At 36.4% G+C, this 18,326-nt stretch carries 19 protein-coding genes; 8 read left to right on the top strand and 11 right to left on the bottom strand.

Annotated elements, in window-relative coordinates; genetic code table 11:
* Window positions 1–67: 67 nt before the first annotated feature.
* Genes ACEE93_RS01385 through ACEE93_RS01375 form a run of 3 tightly spaced genes read right to left on the bottom strand, consistent with a single transcriptional unit; the run spans window position 68 to window position 2,392 of the window.
* Window positions 68–673 (bottom strand): aminotransferase class IV, encoded by a 606-nt coding sequence (locus tag ACEE93_RS01385; protein ID WP_449155467.1) that lies wholly within the window; start codon window positions 671–673, stop codon window positions 68–70.
* Between the two features lie 2 nt (window positions 674–675).
* Window positions 676–1,815, bottom strand: a complete 1,140-nt coding sequence (locus tag ACEE93_RS01380; protein WP_449155466.1) for a chorismate-binding protein — start codon at window positions 1,813–1,815, stop codon at window positions 676–678.
* Window positions 1,799–2,392, bottom strand: coding sequence for an anthranilate synthase component II (locus ACEE93_RS01375; protein ID WP_449155465.1), 594 nt, complete (start codon window positions 2,390–2,392; stop codon window positions 1,799–1,801). Before ACEE93_RS01375 ends, ACEE93_RS01380 begins: the two co-directional genes overlap by 17 nt.
* Window positions 2,393–2,826: 434 nt before the next feature.
* Here ACEE93_RS01375 and queC point away from each other — a divergent pair, with 434 nt between their 5' ends.
* The 5 genes from queC to ACEE93_RS01350 all read left to right on the top strand — a co-directional run bounded on the left by queC (window position 2,827) and on the right by ACEE93_RS01350 (window position 5,670).
* Entirely contained in the window at window positions 2,827–3,498 is a 672-nt protein-coding gene (gene queC, locus ACEE93_RS01370; RefSeq protein ID WP_449155464.1) for a 7-cyano-7-deazaguanine synthase QueC, read from the top strand.
* The gene (gene queD / locus ACEE93_RS01365; protein ID WP_449155463.1) at window positions 3,495–3,926 is read left to right on the top strand and encodes a 6-carboxytetrahydropterin synthase QueD; all 432 of its coding nucleotides are present in this window, start codon (window positions 3,495–3,497) and stop codon (window positions 3,924–3,926) included. Before queC ends, queD begins: the two co-directional genes overlap by 4 nt.
* Entirely contained in the window at window positions 3,919–4,632 is a 714-nt protein-coding gene (queE, locus tag ACEE93_RS01360) for a 7-carboxy-7-deazaguanine synthase QueE (RefSeq protein ID WP_449155462.1), read from the top strand. The genes queD and queE overlap by 8 nt, the downstream gene beginning before the upstream one ends.
* Before the next feature lie 124 nt (window positions 4,633–4,756).
* On the top strand, window positions 4,757–5,323 hold the full coding sequence (locus ACEE93_RS01355) for a hypothetical protein (RefSeq protein WP_449155461.1): 567 nt from the start codon (window positions 4,757–4,759) through the stop codon (window positions 5,321–5,323).
* 92 nt (window positions 5,324–5,415) lie between these two features.
* A complete protein-coding gene (locus ACEE93_RS01350) occupies window positions 5,416–5,670 on the top strand; it encodes a GlsB/YeaQ/YmgE family stress response membrane protein (protein ID WP_449155509.1) in 255 nt (84 codons plus the stop codon).
* Window positions 5,671–5,702: 32 nt separating this feature from the next.
* On the opposite strand, the gene ACEE93_RS01345 is transcribed toward ACEE93_RS01350, so the two are convergent.
* From ACEE93_RS01345 to norA, 8 genes are all read right to left on the bottom strand, one after another.
* Window positions 5,703–6,692, bottom strand: coding sequence for a glycosyltransferase family 2 protein (locus ACEE93_RS01345; RefSeq protein WP_449155508.1), 990 nt, complete (start codon window positions 6,690–6,692; stop codon window positions 5,703–5,705).
* A 183-nt stretch (window positions 6,693–6,875) separates the two neighbouring features.
* Window positions 6,876–8,219, bottom strand: a complete 1,344-nt coding sequence (locus tag ACEE93_RS01340; protein WP_449155460.1) for a hemolysin family protein — start codon at window positions 8,217–8,219, stop codon at window positions 6,876–6,878.
* A 317-nt stretch (window positions 8,220–8,536) separates the two neighbouring features.
* Window positions 8,537–10,435 carry a PTS fructose transporter subunit IIABC gene (locus ACEE93_RS01335; protein WP_449156345.1) on the bottom strand — a complete coding sequence of 633 codons (1,899 nt, stop codon included), beginning with the start codon at window positions 10,433–10,435 and terminating at the stop codon, window positions 8,537–8,539.
* A 1-nt stretch (window position 10,436) separates the two neighbouring features.
* Window positions 10,437–11,360, bottom strand: a complete 924-nt coding sequence (pfkB, locus tag ACEE93_RS01330) for a 1-phosphofructokinase (protein ID WP_449155458.1) — start codon at window positions 11,358–11,360, stop codon at window positions 10,437–10,439.
* A complete protein-coding gene (locus ACEE93_RS01325) occupies window positions 11,360–12,112 on the bottom strand; it encodes a DeoR/GlpR family DNA-binding transcription regulator (RefSeq protein ID WP_449155457.1) in 753 nt (250 codons plus the stop codon). Before ACEE93_RS01325 ends, pfkB begins: the two co-directional genes overlap by 1 nt.
* A 291-nt stretch (window positions 12,113–12,403) precedes the next feature.
* Entirely contained in the window at window positions 12,404–12,886 is a 483-nt protein-coding gene (gene ybaK, locus ACEE93_RS01320) for a Cys-tRNA(Pro) deacylase (protein ID WP_449155456.1), read from the bottom strand.
* 19 nt (window positions 12,887–12,905) lie between these two features.
* Window positions 12,906–15,224, bottom strand: coding sequence for a CDP-glycerol glycerophosphotransferase family protein (locus ACEE93_RS01315; RefSeq protein ID WP_449155455.1), 2,319 nt, complete (start codon window positions 15,222–15,224; stop codon window positions 12,906–12,908).
* Between the two features lie 64 nt (window positions 15,225–15,288).
* Window positions 15,289–16,437 carry a multidrug efflux MFS transporter NorA gene (norA, locus tag ACEE93_RS01310; protein ID WP_449155454.1) on the bottom strand — a complete coding sequence of 383 codons (1,149 nt, stop codon included), beginning with the start codon at window positions 16,435–16,437 and terminating at the stop codon, window positions 15,289–15,291.
* A 205-nt stretch (window positions 16,438–16,642) separates the two neighbouring features.
* On the opposite strand from norA, the gene ACEE93_RS01305 reads away from it, so the two are divergent.
* From ACEE93_RS01305 to ACEE93_RS01295, 3 genes are all read left to right on the top strand, one after another.
* Window positions 16,643–17,260, top strand: a complete 618-nt coding sequence (locus tag ACEE93_RS01305) for a DUF1361 domain-containing protein (protein ID WP_449155453.1) — start codon at window positions 16,643–16,645, stop codon at window positions 17,258–17,260.
* A gap of 59 nt (window positions 17,261–17,319) precedes the next feature.
* Entirely contained in the window at window positions 17,320–17,529 is a 210-nt protein-coding gene (locus tag ACEE93_RS01300) for a hypothetical protein (RefSeq protein WP_449155507.1), read from the top strand.
* A 63-nt stretch (window positions 17,530–17,592) separates the two neighbouring features.
* On the top strand, window positions 17,593–18,291 hold the full coding sequence (locus tag ACEE93_RS01295) for a CPBP family intramembrane glutamic endopeptidase (protein WP_449155452.1): 699 nt from the start codon (window positions 17,593–17,595) through the stop codon (window positions 18,289–18,291).
* Window positions 18,292–18,326 lie beyond the last annotated feature (35 nt).

The following is an 18,326-nucleotide window of genomic DNA, read 5'->3' as shown; positions in this document are numbered from 1 at the left end:
TAACAAATTGACCTAACCAAAGCAAAACTATAAACAGTATAAAATATATCATTTTCAACGACACCTATTATTCTATTAATGTAACTGGAACCCACTCTCTCAAACTATTAATTAACCATAATCGCCCATTATTTGATAACGTACGGCGCAATGTATCTCGACTGATAAGACAAGGTTGAATGGCCCCTTGATCGATTAACGACTGACGCATACACCCTTTCAAAAAGTCGTGATCAAATTGAGGTGTATAGTACTGACCGTCATGTTCTAAGACCACATTACCAATGTCAAATTCAAGTATTTTATCACTTTCATCATACAATAAAATTAAATCCGTCTCATGATGATGTTGTAAAAATGCGCGTTCAGACGTTTTATGCGTACGACACCATTGCGGTGTTTCAGGTGGCAGTAAAGCCATACGTGCCGTCATGCCCTGTACTGACGCTAATGGCTGATACCTAAAATGCAATGTGCCATCACTTTCTAAAATAACTTTAAGTCGATAAACCCCTTCATCTACTTGCGCTTGAATGTCATGCACGAGCTGTTCCCAATCACGCTTTGAAAATGGCATATTGAGTGATTGACTCGCTTGAAAAAGACGTTGAAAATGATAAGGTTCCCGACAAATTTTGCCTGCTTCTAAACGCATTGTCTCAAATAAATACATCGTTATCCCTCTAATATTTTAGTTTTAGTTAAAAATTCTTCATATTCTGCTTGAGGATCTGAATCAATAGTAATACCAGCACCAACGCCGTAGACCATCTTATCGTTAATTTGTTGTAGCGTTCGAATCGGTACATTAAATACCGCGTTACCGTTCGGATGTAACAAACCAATCGTGCCACAATAACTATGTCTTGGCGTATTTTCAAGACGATGAATAATACGCATCGTATTAATTTTAGGTGCACCCGTAATCGAGCCACATGGGAACAATGCAGTAAACAATTGATTATACGAGATGGTTTTATCGATTTTACCTGAGACCATCGTCGTCATTTGAAATACTGTATCATAGGTTTCAATATTAAATAAATGATCAACTTTCACAGTGCCTGTTTGTGCAATACGTGCAATATCATTTCTCAACAAATCTACAATCATTACATTTTCCGCTTGATCTTTGGTTGATTGTTTTAACATATTGAAATGATGCTCATCTTCCGCTTTTGTTTTACCTCTTGGCATTGTCCCTTTCATAGGTTTACTCACAATCGTACGCTGTTGATCCGTATCAAATTGACCGACTTGGAAAAATAGTTCTGGAGAAATCGAAGCGATCTGTAACGCCTCTGTATCCATTAATACGGTGTAATGCCCATTTCCTTTTTGTGTCAGATAGGCGTATAACCTTGATATCGGCACAACTTGGTGACTCTCAAAACGTGTCGTATAATTCACTTGATATGTCCATCCTTCTGTAATTTCTTTATGAATGGTACGAATATGTTGTTTAATTTCTTCTTGTGTATTTGTACAAGTGAATGTTGGCATCGTCATTTCATATGCTCCGTCAACACTTACCGCTTCTGTCACTGGTTGATCAAAAGCATAAAAAGCAGCATATAGTCCATCTGCAGGTTCGTATGTTTCAAAGTTATCATTATAAAAGGATGCGGCTTCATAAGGTAGGTACAAGGCAACATAATATCCTTCTTTTTGGTAAGTCTCAGCGCAATCCACCACATCTCCTACGTCTGATAATGTATGCGCAAGTTGATAGTGTACAGGTTGATCGAAAGTATAAATGTACTGCGTTGATTCATCAGGCGTCGTATAATACGTATAGTTAAACTTCACAACCATGATAAACACCTGCCTTCTTTAAAAAATTACGAATTTGCGCATGACCATATTCAGATAAAATGGATTCAGGGTGATACTGCATGCCATATATTGGATAATGTTCATGTTCAATGGCCATAATAATCCCCTCATGATTGTGAGCTGTGACATTAAGAGGCGCGTGTATCGAATCTTGTCGCGCCATTAGAGAATGGTACCGCATCACATCAAACGTTTGTGGTAACCCCTCAAATAAACAAGAACCATCATGCTGTATCGTTGTGACATGACCGTGTACAGGATAAGGCGCTTGAACAATGTCCCCACCATAATAAGTAATCAGTAATTGAAAGCCTAAACAAACACCTAAAATAGGTGTCGTCGCTTCGAAACGCTCTAGTACATCATATAAAATAGGATAATCAGTCGGTGCACCAGGCCCCGGCGAAATGACAATCGCTGAGGGTTGAGATTGCGCAAGTTGATCTACGTTGACTTGTTCAACATCTATGACGTGTACGTTTTGACCACTTTCGTTTTCTAAATAATCAACAATATTATATGTAAATGAATCTTTATTATCTATCATTACTATCATTTCGAATGCCTCGTTTAACTTTATAATATCTTCTATTATCCCAAATATCATCGAAATTGACAAAACTGAATGCCTTCTCATATAAAATGTCAATCTCATCACCTAACTTGATTTATAAACACAATTGTATTAGAGTTAACAAAGTAGAAAATCGAATAAAGAGGTTCCTAGCTCTTAACCCTCTATAAAAAACTAGACCATCCTGTCAGAGTCTATCTTTTTATAGGGATGGCTTTTTTTATGCTTTAAATTAAACCGATCAGTCATCCTACACTTAAATGTGTATTCACAACTAAAAAACCTTTCAATAGATTAGCAATGAATGAACCATCCCTTTGATTCCCGACCAAACGAAGAACGTGACATTTAAAGGTGTCAATCCCGAAGTAATGATTAATATTTGATTTTTACGCATATATAAGGAGTGATGTTATATGTCAGAAGTACTAAAAAACGAAAAAGCACTTGTTGTGTTTAGCGGAGGCCAAGATAGTACAACGTGTCTCTTTTACGCACTTAAACATTTTAAAGAAGTTGAACTGGTGACATTTGAATATGGACAACGCCATGATAAAGAAATCGAGGTTGCGCGAACAATCGCAAAAGACCAAGATCTTAAACATCATGTATTAGATATGTCATTATTATCCCAACTGTCTCCGAATGCACTGACGTCTAAAGATATGGATATCGAAGACAATGACGAGGTACCGAATACATTCGTACCTGCACGTAACTTACTATTTTTATCATTCGCTGGTGCGTTAGCTTATCAAATCAATGCCAAACATATTATTACAGGTGTGTGTGAAACAGATTTCTCAGGTTATCCTGACTGTCGTGATAGTTTTATCAAATCAATGAACCTTTCATTAAGTTTATCGATGGATCGCGATTTCGTCATTCATACGCCGTTAATGTGGCTCAATAAAAAGGAAACATGGGCATTAAGTGACGAACTTGGTGTATTAGATTATGTCCGTTTTAATACCCTAACATGCTATAACGGGGTCATGGCTGAAGGTTGTGGCGAATGTCCTGCTTGTAAACTTCGCCAACGTGGACTAGAACAATATTTAGCTGAAAAAGGAGAGGCTAATCAATGATGCAACAAATTTATCCAGTCGTAAATCATGACTACACATTTGAACTCAATAAAGACTTTAACTTTTCTGCTGCGCACTATATTCCAGACGAACGCGCAGGTAAATGTACACGTGTCCATGGTCATACTTACTTTGTGAACTTAACTATTGTAGGCGACACATTAGATGATCTCGGATTTTTAGTGAACTTTAGCGAATTAAAACAACTGGTGCATGACCGCTTCGATCATTACTTATTAAATGATTTGACGGATTTTAAAGAGAAAGTCCCTTCTACTGAAATGGTTGCACAAACAATCTATGAAATTGTAAATGCACATCTTAGCGCATTGTCACATCAGCCGAGATGTTTACAAGTCTTTTTAAGAGAAACACCAACAAGTTATGTGGTTTATCGCCCTAAACGTAAGGAGCAAGACAATGGCTAAAATCCCCGTACTCGAATTATTCGGTCCTACTATTCAAGGTGAAGGACGTGTCATTGGGCGCAAAACAATGTTTGTGCGTACAGCAGGATGTGATTTTAGATGCAGTTGGTGTGATTCTAAATTTACATGGGACGGTAGTATGAAAGAAGAAATTCAAATGATGCGTGCGGAAGAAATCCTAGATGCCCTTCGTGATATCGCGGGGGATCGTTTTAATCATGTTACGATATCAGGTGGTAACCCTGCGTTAATTAAAGGGATGCAAGCATTTGTCGATTTATGTGACAAAGAAAATATTCAAACGGCTTTAGAAACGCAAGGCAGTCACTTTCAACCATGGATGCGACAAATCAATGACTTAACGATTTCACCTAAACCACCAAGCTCATTGATGAAACAAGATTTATCCAAACTTGATGAAGTGATTGCTCAATGCCCTGAGGAACGTATTAACTTAAAAGTCGTTATCTTTGATGAAGCGGATTATGAATTTGCTAAAATGATACATCATCGTTATCCAACTATTCCCTTCTACTTACAAGTCGGTAATCCATACATAGATGATGAAGTGTCACAGCATACAGCTAAACTTTTATCACGTTATGAGTGGTTAATCGAGATGACGATGAATAGTTCGGATATGAACGATGTTTTTGTGTTACCACAATTACACACATTATTATGGAGTAATCAAAAAGGAGTCTAATGCCGTGAATGAGCATATGCTCTCTTAATCAATTAAAACTCGAATAAATGCACCTTTTATAAATGTCAACTTTGCAACGGGTTGATATAATGGTAAGATGAATTGACAAAGTTAGGAGAACATTATGGCGCTTTTTGTAATACTCAACATTTTTGTAGTTTTAGTCGCATTATTCATAGATCTTTATCGACATCAATTTCGTTATATACGTTTTAGTACGATGCTACTTGCGATTGCATTAAATAGTATTTTCAACCAAATATTGTTAAATAAAGTTACTTTCATTTCTATATTTACGATGTTGATGTATTGTGTATGGACCATTTTACAATATTTATTGGATCGTTATTATCAACCTTTCCATATTCATCAACAGAAATTCTTTTCAAGTATATTAACTATGATTGTAAGTATCTCTATCGTGATTATTTATCAAACAGGCGATCAATCTTACTATATGTCCCTTCCTTATTTAGCACCTGCTATCTTTTTAATTGGAGCCATTGTATTATCGTCTGGAATGGTGGGTTTACCATACCTTCAATCGTTCCTTAAGCGCCTGAAAATCAATAACAGTATGTTAATTGGTACCATATTAATCATTTTATCTTTTGTCGTTATGACTATTTTAACGCCTTTTTGGTATATCATTTTAATTGTGAATTTAGGATTTATTATATATTTATTGTAGGAAAAATTATTTTTTTCAAGAAGATGATTAAAATATATATGAATGTGGTATAACCAATAAGTATAGAACTTCAAAAGATAGAGGAGGTTACAATTATGGGTTTTATTGTTATGTTAATTGTCGGAGGCCTTATTGGTTGGGCTGCCGGAGCAATTTTAAGTAAAGATATCCCAGGCGGAATCATCGGTAACATCATTGCTGGTTTAATTGGTTCTTGGCTTGGTACATTAATCTTTGGCGAATGGGGTCCATCATTAGGTGGCGTATTCATCTTCCCAGCGCTAATTGGTTCAATTATTCTTATCGCAGTTGTATCACTTATTTTTGGTGCAGTACGTAAGAAATAATACATTCAAACTATTAAACCACGTAGGTTCGCCTACGTGGTTTTTTTATGTTGGTATGACTCAACACGCGGTGTTTGTTGAGGTGGTTCAACATTAGCCGCTTGAATAATATAGTGCGGTCTACGTTTCACTTCATAATAAATACGTCCAATATATTCACCAATAACGCCAATTGAGATTAATTGAATACTACCCATAAATAGCACCGCTGCAATGGTTGTAAAATAGCCTGGCACACCGACACCATTTAATAATGTATCGATTAAGACATAAATAATATAAATCATGCTGAGCACAAAGATACCTAGCCCTAAATAAATCATTGTTCTTAAAGGTTTATTATTAAACGAAATCAAACCATCAATAGCGTAGTTAAATAAACTGCCTAACGACCATTTCGACTCGCCTGCTTCACGCTCCACATTTTCATATTCTAAAACTTTCGTGTTATAACCAATCCAAGCAAATAGCCCTTTAGAAAAGCGATTCACTTCTTGCATATTCACTAATGAGTGGACAGCACGTTGACTTAGTAATCTAAAGTCCCCGACGCCATCTTTTAACTCAATATCTTCTACAAAGTAATTAATTAATTTGTAGTACGTTCTTGTCAGCCATTTGCGTGTCGCTTTTTCACCTTCTCTGGTCCGTTTTGCAATGACTTGATCATATCCCTCTCGAAAGGCAGCCATCATCTGCGGAAGCATTTCAGGAGGATGTTGTAAATCTGCATCTATCATCACGACTGCATCACAATCACAACTATGTTCAAATCCTGCCATCATCGCTGCTTCTTTACCAAAATTTCGGCTAAAAGAAAGATATTTAATATGAGACGATGTTTCAGCCGCATCTTGTAGAAGATGAATCGTATCATCTTGACTGCCATCATCGACAAAAAGTAAATCGTATTCGTAATGATGTTGTTGTGCGTCTTGATCGAGAATTTCTTGTAATTTACGAATGGTTTGATTTAACACTTCTGTCTCATTAAAACATGGAATGATCACTCTTAATTTCATCATTTATCGCTTCTCCATCTCTACATTCTTTTCATTTTTCATCGTTTTCTCTTTACCCATTTAAGATTGAAACATAACGTCTACATTGCCACGATATATTAACAAAAAAGAGCGAGATAATCTAAATCAACTTAGATTTTTCTCACCCTTTATATTATAGCGACTCACGACACAAAACGTCTATTAATCCCCATCATCTTCTTCATCATGTTCTAATGGTCGCTCTGCAATATATTCATATCGTAGTAATACGTGAATAATTTGATGATTTTCAATCTCTGAAATAATCCAACGATCATACGTTGTATCTACAAAATCATCTTGTTCTAACTCCGTATTTTGCGCCTGAAGCCATCCTCCAATGGTATCGATATCTTCTGAGTCTTCAAAAGTAATATGAAACATATCTTCTAAATCACTTAATAAGACACGTCCATTGATTTGATAAGTTTGATCTTCTAGCTTAATCACATCATTAACTTCATCATCATCAAACTCATCTCTAATCTCTCCCACAATTTCTTCAAGGATATCTTCCATCGTTAATACCCCAGCCGTACCACCGTATTCATCAATAATTAAACTGATGTGAACATGTTCACGTTGCATACGAATTAAAGCATCACTAATACGCGTTGATTCAGAAATCATTGGCAATTCATGAATATAATCACTAATTTTAATGGATACGCCTGAAGCATATTCAGTTAAAAATTCTTTAACATTGATAAATCCTTTAATGTGGTCCTTATCGCCATCTTCAGTGATAGGATAGCGTGTAAATTGATGTTCTTTGATTGTCTCTAATAATTCTTCAACATTAAATGGTTCATTGAGTGTAACCATTTGTGTTCTTGGCACCATAATATCTTTCGCATGACGTTCATCAAAAGAAAAGATATTTTGCATGTATGCTAATTCTGTTTGATTGATTTCGCCACCATGATAACTATTGTTCATAATAATTTTGAGTTCTTCTTCAGACATCGCTTCGTTGCTTGTCGTAGGATCAACGCCAAATAACTTAATAATGAATCGCGCTGAACCATTCATCAACCAAATGAGTGGTTGCATAATGAGCCCAAAGTAATATAGTGGGCGCGCATAAAGTAAAGCAATGCCTTCAGTATGTTGAATGGCTAAACTCTTCGGCGCCAGTTCCCCCACTACCACATGAATGTACGTCACAATAATAAACGCACAAATCATAGAAATGGTCGTTATTAACGGTTCTGGAATACTCAGTAATTCAACAACAGGGTGTAAGATCTTTTCAAAAAGTGGCTCACCTAACCAACCTAATCCTAAAGATGTGACGGTAATACCGAGTTGGCAGGCTGATAAATAATAATCAAGATTCGAAATCATCTTTTTGACAACGCGTGCATTTCCGTTCCCTTCAGCAATAAGTTGTTCAATACGCGAAGCACGTACTTTAACAAGTGCAAATTCTGATCCAACAAAAACGGTCGTTAACGCGATCAGTACAAAAAATATGATTAAATACATTATGGTCGTACTCTCCAATTAGTTCCCTAATAAATAGGGTTTCACCTCCATCAATTAACACCGCTCAATAGAAAGTGCGGCGCTATTATTCAAGTTATATTGCATGAATTGTGCTAATGCCTTCCCATTGAGCATACCTCCAGACACAAAAATCTTAATTTTATCATATCATAAATGATAGTCAAATTACACTAGAAATGTATTAAAGTGAAACATACATTATAAAATAACAAAAGCAAGTGGTTGGGACAAAGCCTTGCTTTTGGGACACCGTTCATCAGCTTCCCAGAGCAGTCATACTTTAAGTCTCAACCCCCTGCTTTTAACACATGATTTTATACTTGAACATTTTTCTTTTTGAGTAATCCATAGATAATGGCACTTATTAAACTACCAATAATAATGGCAAGGATTGTAAATAACGCATGATTAAAATCTGTACCAAAAATAACGAAAATACCACCATGTGGTGCCTGAATATATGAACCAAACAATAACGCTAAGCCACCTGCGACACCTGATCCCACCATCATTGAAGGAATAACACGCAATGGGTCAGCGGCAGCAAATGGAATCGCACCTTCTGTAATAAAACTAGCACCCATTACAAAGTTAGGAATGATAGACCCTCTTTGTGCTTTTGTAAATTTGCCACGGAACATTATCATGGATAATGCAATGGCAATCGGTGGTACCATCCCACCAACCATCGCTGCTGTAATAGGTTCTGCATTTCCTGCTGTTAGTGCTGCTGTACTAAAGACATACGCTGCTTTATTAAAAGGACCACCCATATCAATAGCCATCATTGCGCCGATAACAATACCTAATATCACGACATTTGTACCTGATAGACTATTTAATCCAGAAATTAAAGCATTGTTTAACCAAGATGCAGGTGTATTGAACACATAAACCATAAGTAATCCGGTAATTGTTACGGATAATATAGGATAAATTAGCGTCGGCTTTAAGCCTTCTAGCATTTGTGGTAACCATTTAGCAAGATATTTGATACCTTGTGTTAAATACCCGGCTAAAAATCCGGCAATAATACCGCCTATAAAACCAGAATTTCCAGAAACGGCCAACATCCCGCCTACTAAGCCAGCGGCAAATCCAGGCCTATCCGATATACTTCTTGCAATAAAACCAGCTAAAATTGGAATAATTAATGCAAACGCACTATGCTTACCTATATCCCATAATGTTTTCGCAAAGGCATTATAATGCGAACTATTAGGATCCATTGCATCCGGATGAATCATAAATACAATAGCCATCAAAATACCACCGGCGATAACAAGCGGTAACATGTTTGAAACACCATTCATTAAATGTTTATAAATCGTTTGGCCAATCCCCATTTTTTCTTCGTCATGATCATCGCGACGCTGGTTGTTTGCCGCTTTAAATGGTGTACGAGACGTATCCAATGCTTGCTCAATTAATGCTTCCGGACGTTTAATGCCATCAGCGACAGGGACTTGAATGACATTTTTACCATCAAAGTGATTCATTTCCACATGGACATCTGCCGCAACGATGATACCTGTCGCACGTTCAATATCTTCTTGAGTCAAATGGTTCTTCACGCCACCTGCTCCATTTGTTTCAACTTTCAGAGCGACACCCATTGTTTCAGCTTGCTTTTTCAATGCATCGCGCGCCATATACGTATGTGCAATGCCTGTTGGACAAGCTGTAACCGCTAATACATAAGGTTCATCCGTTGCAACAGCGCCTTCATCTTCGTTTTCAGTGGCATCATCTGTCGCTTCGTCATCAGCTTGATTAATAATAGCTAGCACTTCTTCTGGCGTCGTTGCTTCAAATAATGATTGACGTACAGATTCATCCATTAACACGCTTGATAATTTAGCGAGCGCATCGAGATGTGTTTGTGCTCCTGTATCTGGTGCTGCAATCATAAAAAAGAGGTGTGCAGGCTGCATATCCAAACTGTCATAATCAATACCTTGTTGCGATTTTCCAAAAGCAATCGCTGGTTGATCTACAGCAGCCACTTTTGCATGGGGTATGGCTACCCCTTCTCCAATCCCTGTTGAACTTTGTTGTTCTCGGGCTTGAATCGCTTCTTTAAACGCTACTTTATCATTGAGCTTCCCCGCTTGATAAAGTTGCTCGGATAATTCATCAATCACATCATTTTTAGTTGTCGCTTCGACATCCATCGCAATAGTATCTTTGGTTAACAACTCTGTAATTCTCATGTTATCCCTCCTCTTGTATAGGTACTACGTTTATTTGATTTTGTAGTTGAGTAATCGTGTTGAACTCGGCTAAATCTTCGTTAAAGGCTGTAGCTGAACCACAAGCAATAGCAAGTTTTAAAGTGTCTTCAAGGGATTTTTCCATTGTGAGACCAGCCATAAAGCCTGCTACAGTACTATCACCCGACCCGACTGTATTAATCGGTTGACCTTGTGGTGCATTGATTTTTAAAGCATGTTGTTCATCTACATATACAGCACCCTCTCCTCCGAGTGAAACAAGCACTGCTTCAGCGCCCCTTTGGATGAGCTGTTGTGCATAATACACGACGTCTTGTGTATCACGGATCGTGACATCAAACATCATTTCTAATTCTTTTTGGTTCGGTTTAATTAATAGTGGACGATATTGCAAAATCGTATCTACTAAATTTTTTTCTGCATCAACCACAATTCGCGCTTTTGTTTGTTGCGCAATGGCTGCAATGTGTGCATACGTCTCGGTTGGTAAACTTGAAGGAATACTACCCGCTAATATAATCACATCTTCGGAACTAGTCTCCTTAATATGGCTTAACAGTTCCTCTAGCTGTGCTTCATTGACATTAGGCCCACTAGCATTAATCTCTGTCTCTTGATCGCCTTTTAACTTCACATTGATACGTGTGTCTTCATCTACTTTAGTTAATGCAGTTTGGATGCCTGATGTTTTTAATGTAGTTTGAATCATTTCGCCCGTTTGACCGCCAATAAAACCTAACGCAGTGGATGTCACATTCAACGTCTGAAGTACGCGTGATACGTTGATCCCTTTACCACCAGCATACTTTTGAGTACGTTGTGCGCGATTCAATGCGCCATTTTGAAAATCCTCTACGTACATGACATAGTCGATTGAGGGATTTAAAGTTACGGTATATATCATCATGATCCTCCTAAAAATTCATATTTAGTTTCATAATCTTGAAATTGATCTAATTGGCTTGTTTGACTATTGGTAATAATAATAGGATGATGAGCTACATGTATCGAAGAGAAATACACTTGATTAAACTTCGACGTATCCGCCAATATATAGGTTTGTTGGCCTTGTTGCATCGCTGTTTCTTTGACAATTGCTTCACGATCATCTGGCGTTGTAAAACCTTTCATCAAATCAATCCCATTGACACCGATAAATACTTTGTCAAAATGATAATTTTGTAAGAAAGCGACGGCACGTGTACCTACCGTAGCTAAGGTATTAGGTTTAACTTCTCCACCAATCATAAAAGCAGTGATCTGTTCTTGTAGTAATTTTTCAATATGCGTCAGTCCATTGGTGATAACTTTGATATTTTTAGCCTGGATATAAGGAATCATTTCAATCGTTGTGGATCCTGCATCAATGTAAATACAGTCACCATCATGAATTAACTGTGCGGCACGTTTAGCAATGTCTATCTTTTCCTCAATATATTGTGTTCTTTTTGTATCTAATTTGGGTTCATCAGCTGTAGTCACTAATTTAGCGCCCCCATGAACACGCGTTAATTGGCCTTCATTTTGTAATTTCGTTAAATCTCGTCGTATTGTCGAAGCGCTGGATTGGGTGTAATCCATCAATTGTTGTAATGTTAAAAACCGATGTTGTGATAACGCTTTCAAAATTAACGACTGTCGTTTCTCTGTTAACATGCTTTATCGCCTCTTTTCACTTTCATTATAGTGAACTCATTACAATAAATCAATCATATTCAACCACAATCATTCTAAAACGATCTAAAAGGTGTAAAATTCATTATAAATCATTCACATTCATTCAAAATGGAACTAAATGAATACATTTTAATTTAATGAAGACCATAAAAAAAGTAGTGAAAATCAGTTGGACAAAAGAAGTTATCGTATAACATCTTTAAGCTTGGGAAACCGATGAACGGCCTTCAAACTTTGTCGCCCTAACCTTTATTCACTACATCTTTATCATTATACTTCAGTTATCTCGGCTGTTTGCGCATGACTCATTTGAATTAAATCTTGTGGTGTTAATCCCATTTGAACACCACGTTGACCTCCACTGACAAATACTTTAGAAAGCTTAAGCACGGATGCGTCAATCACAGTTGGAAAATGTGTTTTCATGCCTATAGGTGAACAACCACCACGAATATATCCTGTCACTTTTTTTAAATCTGACATCGGCATTAATTGTAATTTCTTTTCTTTCACTACTGTTGCTGCCTTTTTCAAATCAAGATGTGCCATAATTGGAATCACAAACACAAAATGATCATGTTGGTTATTTTCGAGTACTAATGTTTTGTAAACTTGTTGCACATCGGCTTGAATACGTTCAGCTACTTCTATCCCTTCCAAATGGGTATGTGAATCTACATCAAATGTACGCATCTCATATTCAATATTGGCTTGATCCAATTGACGCATCGCATTGGTTTTTTTCGTTTTCATTGATTCTCACCCCTATTCTTTATTTTAACTTCATTATACGATTAGCTACTGATTCATCTGATGTTGCATGATCATATGTCATTAATTGAGCCGTAATCCACTCATGATTGACTGTTTTTTCATTTAATATGATCCGCGAAATAGTAGTGGCATTCGCACGCACACGATGAATCGTTTTTAATTGTTTAATATCAAAATAGAAACCGATTGATTGATTATATAAATCGACATCCTCTTCTAACACAATTATCGGTCGATTTAAATGTGCAAAATCAAATATAGCGGAAGAATAATCAGTAATTAAAACGTCTGATATTAAATATAATTCTTGAATATCCACCAAACTATTATCAAAACAATGCACACGTGGGTGAATATCTTCATAAACATGATGTATATGTCCCTCATTAGGATGGAGTTTGACAATCACTTCGTAAGACTTCGGTAAATAATGTAGCAAATCGGCCAAATCTAACTCAGAGACACGCTCTCTTTTATTTTTACGCCAAGTCGGGCAAAAAAGAATATATTTCTTCGTTGGGTCTTTAAGGAATAAATACTTTTGTTGAATGGCCGACTTAAGTGCTGCGTTATTTTCTAACAAAATGCTATTACGAGGTGCGCCTTCATTCCATACCGATAAATTCGGAGAGGATGTTAAATTAAACGCAGACGTTACTAATTTTTCATATTGCGCAGAAGATGATAGCAACACATCCCATTTTTTCATTCTTGGTTGAAACGCTTTACGTTGAGCTTTTCTTTCACTGTAATCATTCAAATCATTAACCATACGTTTAAGCGGGAAGCCATGCCATGTCTGAATGACTTTTTGCTGTGGATGTTTCACAAGACGATCCCATAAGTTACCGTTAATGACAATATATTTACTTCGGTCGAACGCATGTACATATGATTTTGACCCAAACCTTATCGGAATCATTCGATAAGATTGAATTTCCATGTCTACTAATTCATTGGCTGAACTTACATAAATACGTGCCTCTGGATAGAGGCGTTGCAATGCTAACGCAATACATTTAGGGTCGCCAGAAAAGTTCTTACCATGAAATGATTCTACAAAAATCGTCGACGCATCTACTGTTGATTTTTGATGTTTAAACCGTTTAACGAGTTTTTCGCTTTGAAACACACCACGTCTTCCTAATTGATATAACTTAAACGGAAGACCCTTTTTAGGTTTCGACACATTAGGCATTAAACGTTTCGTACGTTGCAACGAGCGTTGCATACACCCTTTTAAATAAAAACGTTTCGCACTCATCGGATGAGTCTTTAATTGTTGGGCCTCAATTTGATGTGACGCTGCTATTTGTTGTACTTGTTCCAATAAGGATGAAACATCTTCGCGTCGAAATTGTTGATTAAATTGAGCAACATCTTCTTTACGTTCTTGTTCAGTATAATCATGTTGCCACATCTCACTTAAAACGTCATAATCCGCTTCTAACGTTTTATGCATCCATCTCACTGCATGAAACGGTTGATAAATAGATTGAAGTGCATTGTCTTCTCCAAGGTAAATACATGCTCGATTACCGCTACCAATCGCCTCTAATATAGAATAACTTAGCGTTTCATAAGGAGACGTTGAAAGATAAATATATTCTGATGGCGTTGCTTCATTAATATGCACATACTGTTCAAGTCGATAATAATGAACGAGTTGTTGATATAATGACAACGACGGGCCATAGCCTTCTAAATATAAATGAATCCCTTTTTCTTCTTGTGTATAGACAATGTACCGCATTAATCGAATGGCATACGACACCGCTTTAATTCGCTCTTCAAATCGCGTTTTCATGTATAAGTTTCGTGTATTTGGCACCGGTTTAGCGACAACATCAATATGATGCGTATTCACATACATCGGAAAGACATATGGATAATCAAATCTTTCTTCAAATGTTTGAGCGATTTCAGGCGTACTGACTCTTACAGCATCTATCGCTTCTAACGCTAGGTCATACGATGCTGGAATAGAAGATAGAGGTCCATGAATTTCACCTAAAATAATACTATGTGGTGCTCGTTTTTTAACTTCTCTAGATAACTGAAAAAAGGATTCACGCGTTAAAATTAACAAATCTGCACCTAACAAACTTTTAATTCCTTTAAATTGTACAATCGATGCTTGTCTTAAAGCCTCGCCTTCCGCTTCAATGAACTGCTTAAGATGTTTTTTGCGAAACCCAACATAATTCACATACGTTACCTGATGGCCTGCTTCAATTAAAGACTGTATTAAATTAATATTGCTACGGCTCGTTCCTCCCTTTTGGAAGATATGATAACCAAAAATTTTGATATGCATTGCTTTGTCGCCTCTCATTTTTTTCTCTTTCAAAAGTATAGCATTAAATGTTCCATCAAGATGCTTAAGCGTTTTGTTTTCTTTTTTCTAACCAGGCAAATATACAACCACAAAGAATAAACACAATAGACATCCCTAATGGATATTCAATATTAATATCAAATAAACTCCCAGCAATAAGCGGGCCTATAAAGTTACCCATGCTTGTAAATGTGGAGTTAATACCTCCTGCAAACCCTTGTCGATCACCAGCTATATTTGAAAAATAGTTCGTTAATGCTGGTCGAATTAAATCAAATCCAATAAACACAATAAAACAAATCAGCATCACTTGCCAATAACTATGCGCAAATAGTAATAACCCCAATACAATAGCAGAATATATTAATGCATAAATAATAAACGTTAACTCACTAAAAAGACGCATAAGACGATCAAATAAGAAAATTTGGAAGATAGCCCCTAAGATGCCACCTCCTGTAATCGCAATAGCAATATCAAGCGGCTGAAAATCTATCTTTTCAGCTGTATATAATGGAAATAATGTCTCAAAAGCAGATAAACCAAACGCTAAAATAAGGGTTAAAATGGCAGGCGTAATAAAGTGTTTCAGGTTAAGCGGTTCATAGTGATGCGTCACCCCTTCTTCTCGTAAGTCAGCGGAATGTGTTTTAGGAGGGTGAACGAAAATAAATGTTCCGATTAATGCAATGAGACCTAAAATACCAGCGACTACAAAAGGTAAGCGATGGGAAAATTCACCTAAAAATCCACCAATCCCAGGGCCCAATATAAATCCGATTGAAATAATCGCTGACATATAGCCAAAGTTTTTTGCTTTGTCTTTTGGCGGGGATAAGTCGGCAATAAGACCGGTCACACCAGGCATTACAAATCCAGCACTAAAACCACCCAAGATACGTGAGATGACTAATAAGCTGAATGTCTGTGCACCCGCAAACATTAACTCTGAAATACTAAATAAAATCAACCCTATGCAAATGATGAGTTTTTTACCTAATTTATCAGCAAGGGTACCACCAAAAGGCGAAATGATGGTTTGGGCTAACGCAAAGGCTGCAATTAAAAACCCTAAGTCTGAACCAGATAACCCTAGATCTTTTAAATAAACGGGTAGTACCGGAATAACAAGACTGATACCCAAAAATACGAGAAAAATATTTAAATATAAAACAATAAATGGTTTAGTCAACTTAATACACCCCCATCTAGTTTAATGATTAAAATATTACAATATTATACATCATAAACAACTATTCATAAAGCAACACATCTTATTGACATGTTTGGTCGATATTTCAATATTTATTTTTAAATTTTTACAGTTATGATTTGAATGTTATCCTATCTCGTTGTATGCTTAACACCAATTTACTGCTTGGAAGGAGTATATCAATTTGAAAGCACGTTATATTGCGAGAGCGATGTACATAATTTTAATGATTGGCATCTATTTTTTACCAATTAGTTTTAGATTCACGCTTTTAAATATGACATTAGCGTATATTCCGCTAGAACTCGCATTTTTATTAAAATTATTTGTCCCATCTCGTTCATACGAATGGCCATTATTTATTTTATTTTCAATGATTTTAATTTTTATGTTTCCAAATACATTTTACATGCTTACAGACTTAATCCATCTTAATCAATTTAACTTTTCTTTTTTCTCTGGACTCGTGTTATTTGAATGGATTAATTTTACCGCATTGATTCTTACCGTTATGTTTGCCATGTATTGTTACGTCTTAGTAATGTTTGAAATGAATCAATTGCCGTTTTCTAAATGGGTTCGTAGCATTCTCATGTTGTTTATGATGATTTTAAATGGTTTAGGTGTATTTGTTGGACGATTTTTACGTTTTCATAGCGTGCATCTCATCAATCATCCACTGAACGTAATTCAAACAACGGTAGAGTCGATTAATATGGAAGCCTTACTCTTTATTATGATGATGGTATTGTTACAATGCTTCTTATTATTATGTGTGAAAGGAGTACGTATGCGTTCATGAAATGGCTGGTTTTAATACTTATCCTCATTGTATTGTGTCAACTTTGCGTTTGTTTTTTGATGTATCGCGTCGGTTGGCATATAATATGGGCGATAGCACAAATCGTATTACCTTTTGGGATAGGTCTATTCTTAACTCAACTCTTTTATTATGAGCGACATTATCCTAATTGGTCACTGCCGTTAAACAAGAAATTACCTTTAAAATATATGTATCTCTTAACCTTTCTAGAGTATGTAGGGTTATATATCATTTTATTTGTATTGTAATAGGATAGATGGCAAACGCTCACTTCAGTGTTATTTAAATAAGTAATCATTAGGAGCAAGTATATGGATAAAGTATATTCAAACAAAGTAAGTTGGCGAGATTTATGGGCTTTTCCGCTTTATATCATCGGGGAACCTATCGTAGGTCGTTTAATGCACTTGTTATTTCCAATTAATCCGTTAACGATCAACCTTTCTAGCATTTTAACGGCCATATTGTTGATTGCTTTTCTCATGTGGTCTCATAGAAGAGATGTGGCTGAGTGCATAACATATCATATTCGAGACTTAAAGAAATACATCGGATGGATTATTGTAGCTTATATTCTTTATATCATTGCAAATGGGTTAGCATTTTCAGCAATGCAATGGCTCCCCGAAAAATGGCAATTTACAGAAACAAGCAACCAAGATAGCTTAAAAATACTTTTTGAAAACCCAACTATTCTTCCAATTGTTTTTATCAATATCGCCATTCTTTCGCCTATTTGTGAGGAACTGTTATTTAGACAAATACTTATTGGAGAGCTTGGTAAAAAATTCGGACGTGTGACGATGGGCATTATTTCAATTGTATTTTTTGCCTCCATGCATCTTTCGTTAGCACAATCACCATTTGAAGCAGTGCCTTATTTGCTTATGGGCATAATGTTTGTAGTATTGTATCTACGCAGCGGTTGTAATGTTGCTGTCTCCATCACGTCACATATACTGATGAATACTATTGCATTTATCTCTATTGTCGCCCAGCTCTATTTTTAAAGCTGAAAGACTAACAAAACGACTAGGACCTCTTC

It is taken from the genome of Staphylococcus sp. 11262D007BW (genome assembly GCF_053547815.1).
Note: the sequence above shows the minus strand (reverse complement) of the source record. Positions and strands in the feature narration are given on the sequence as shown.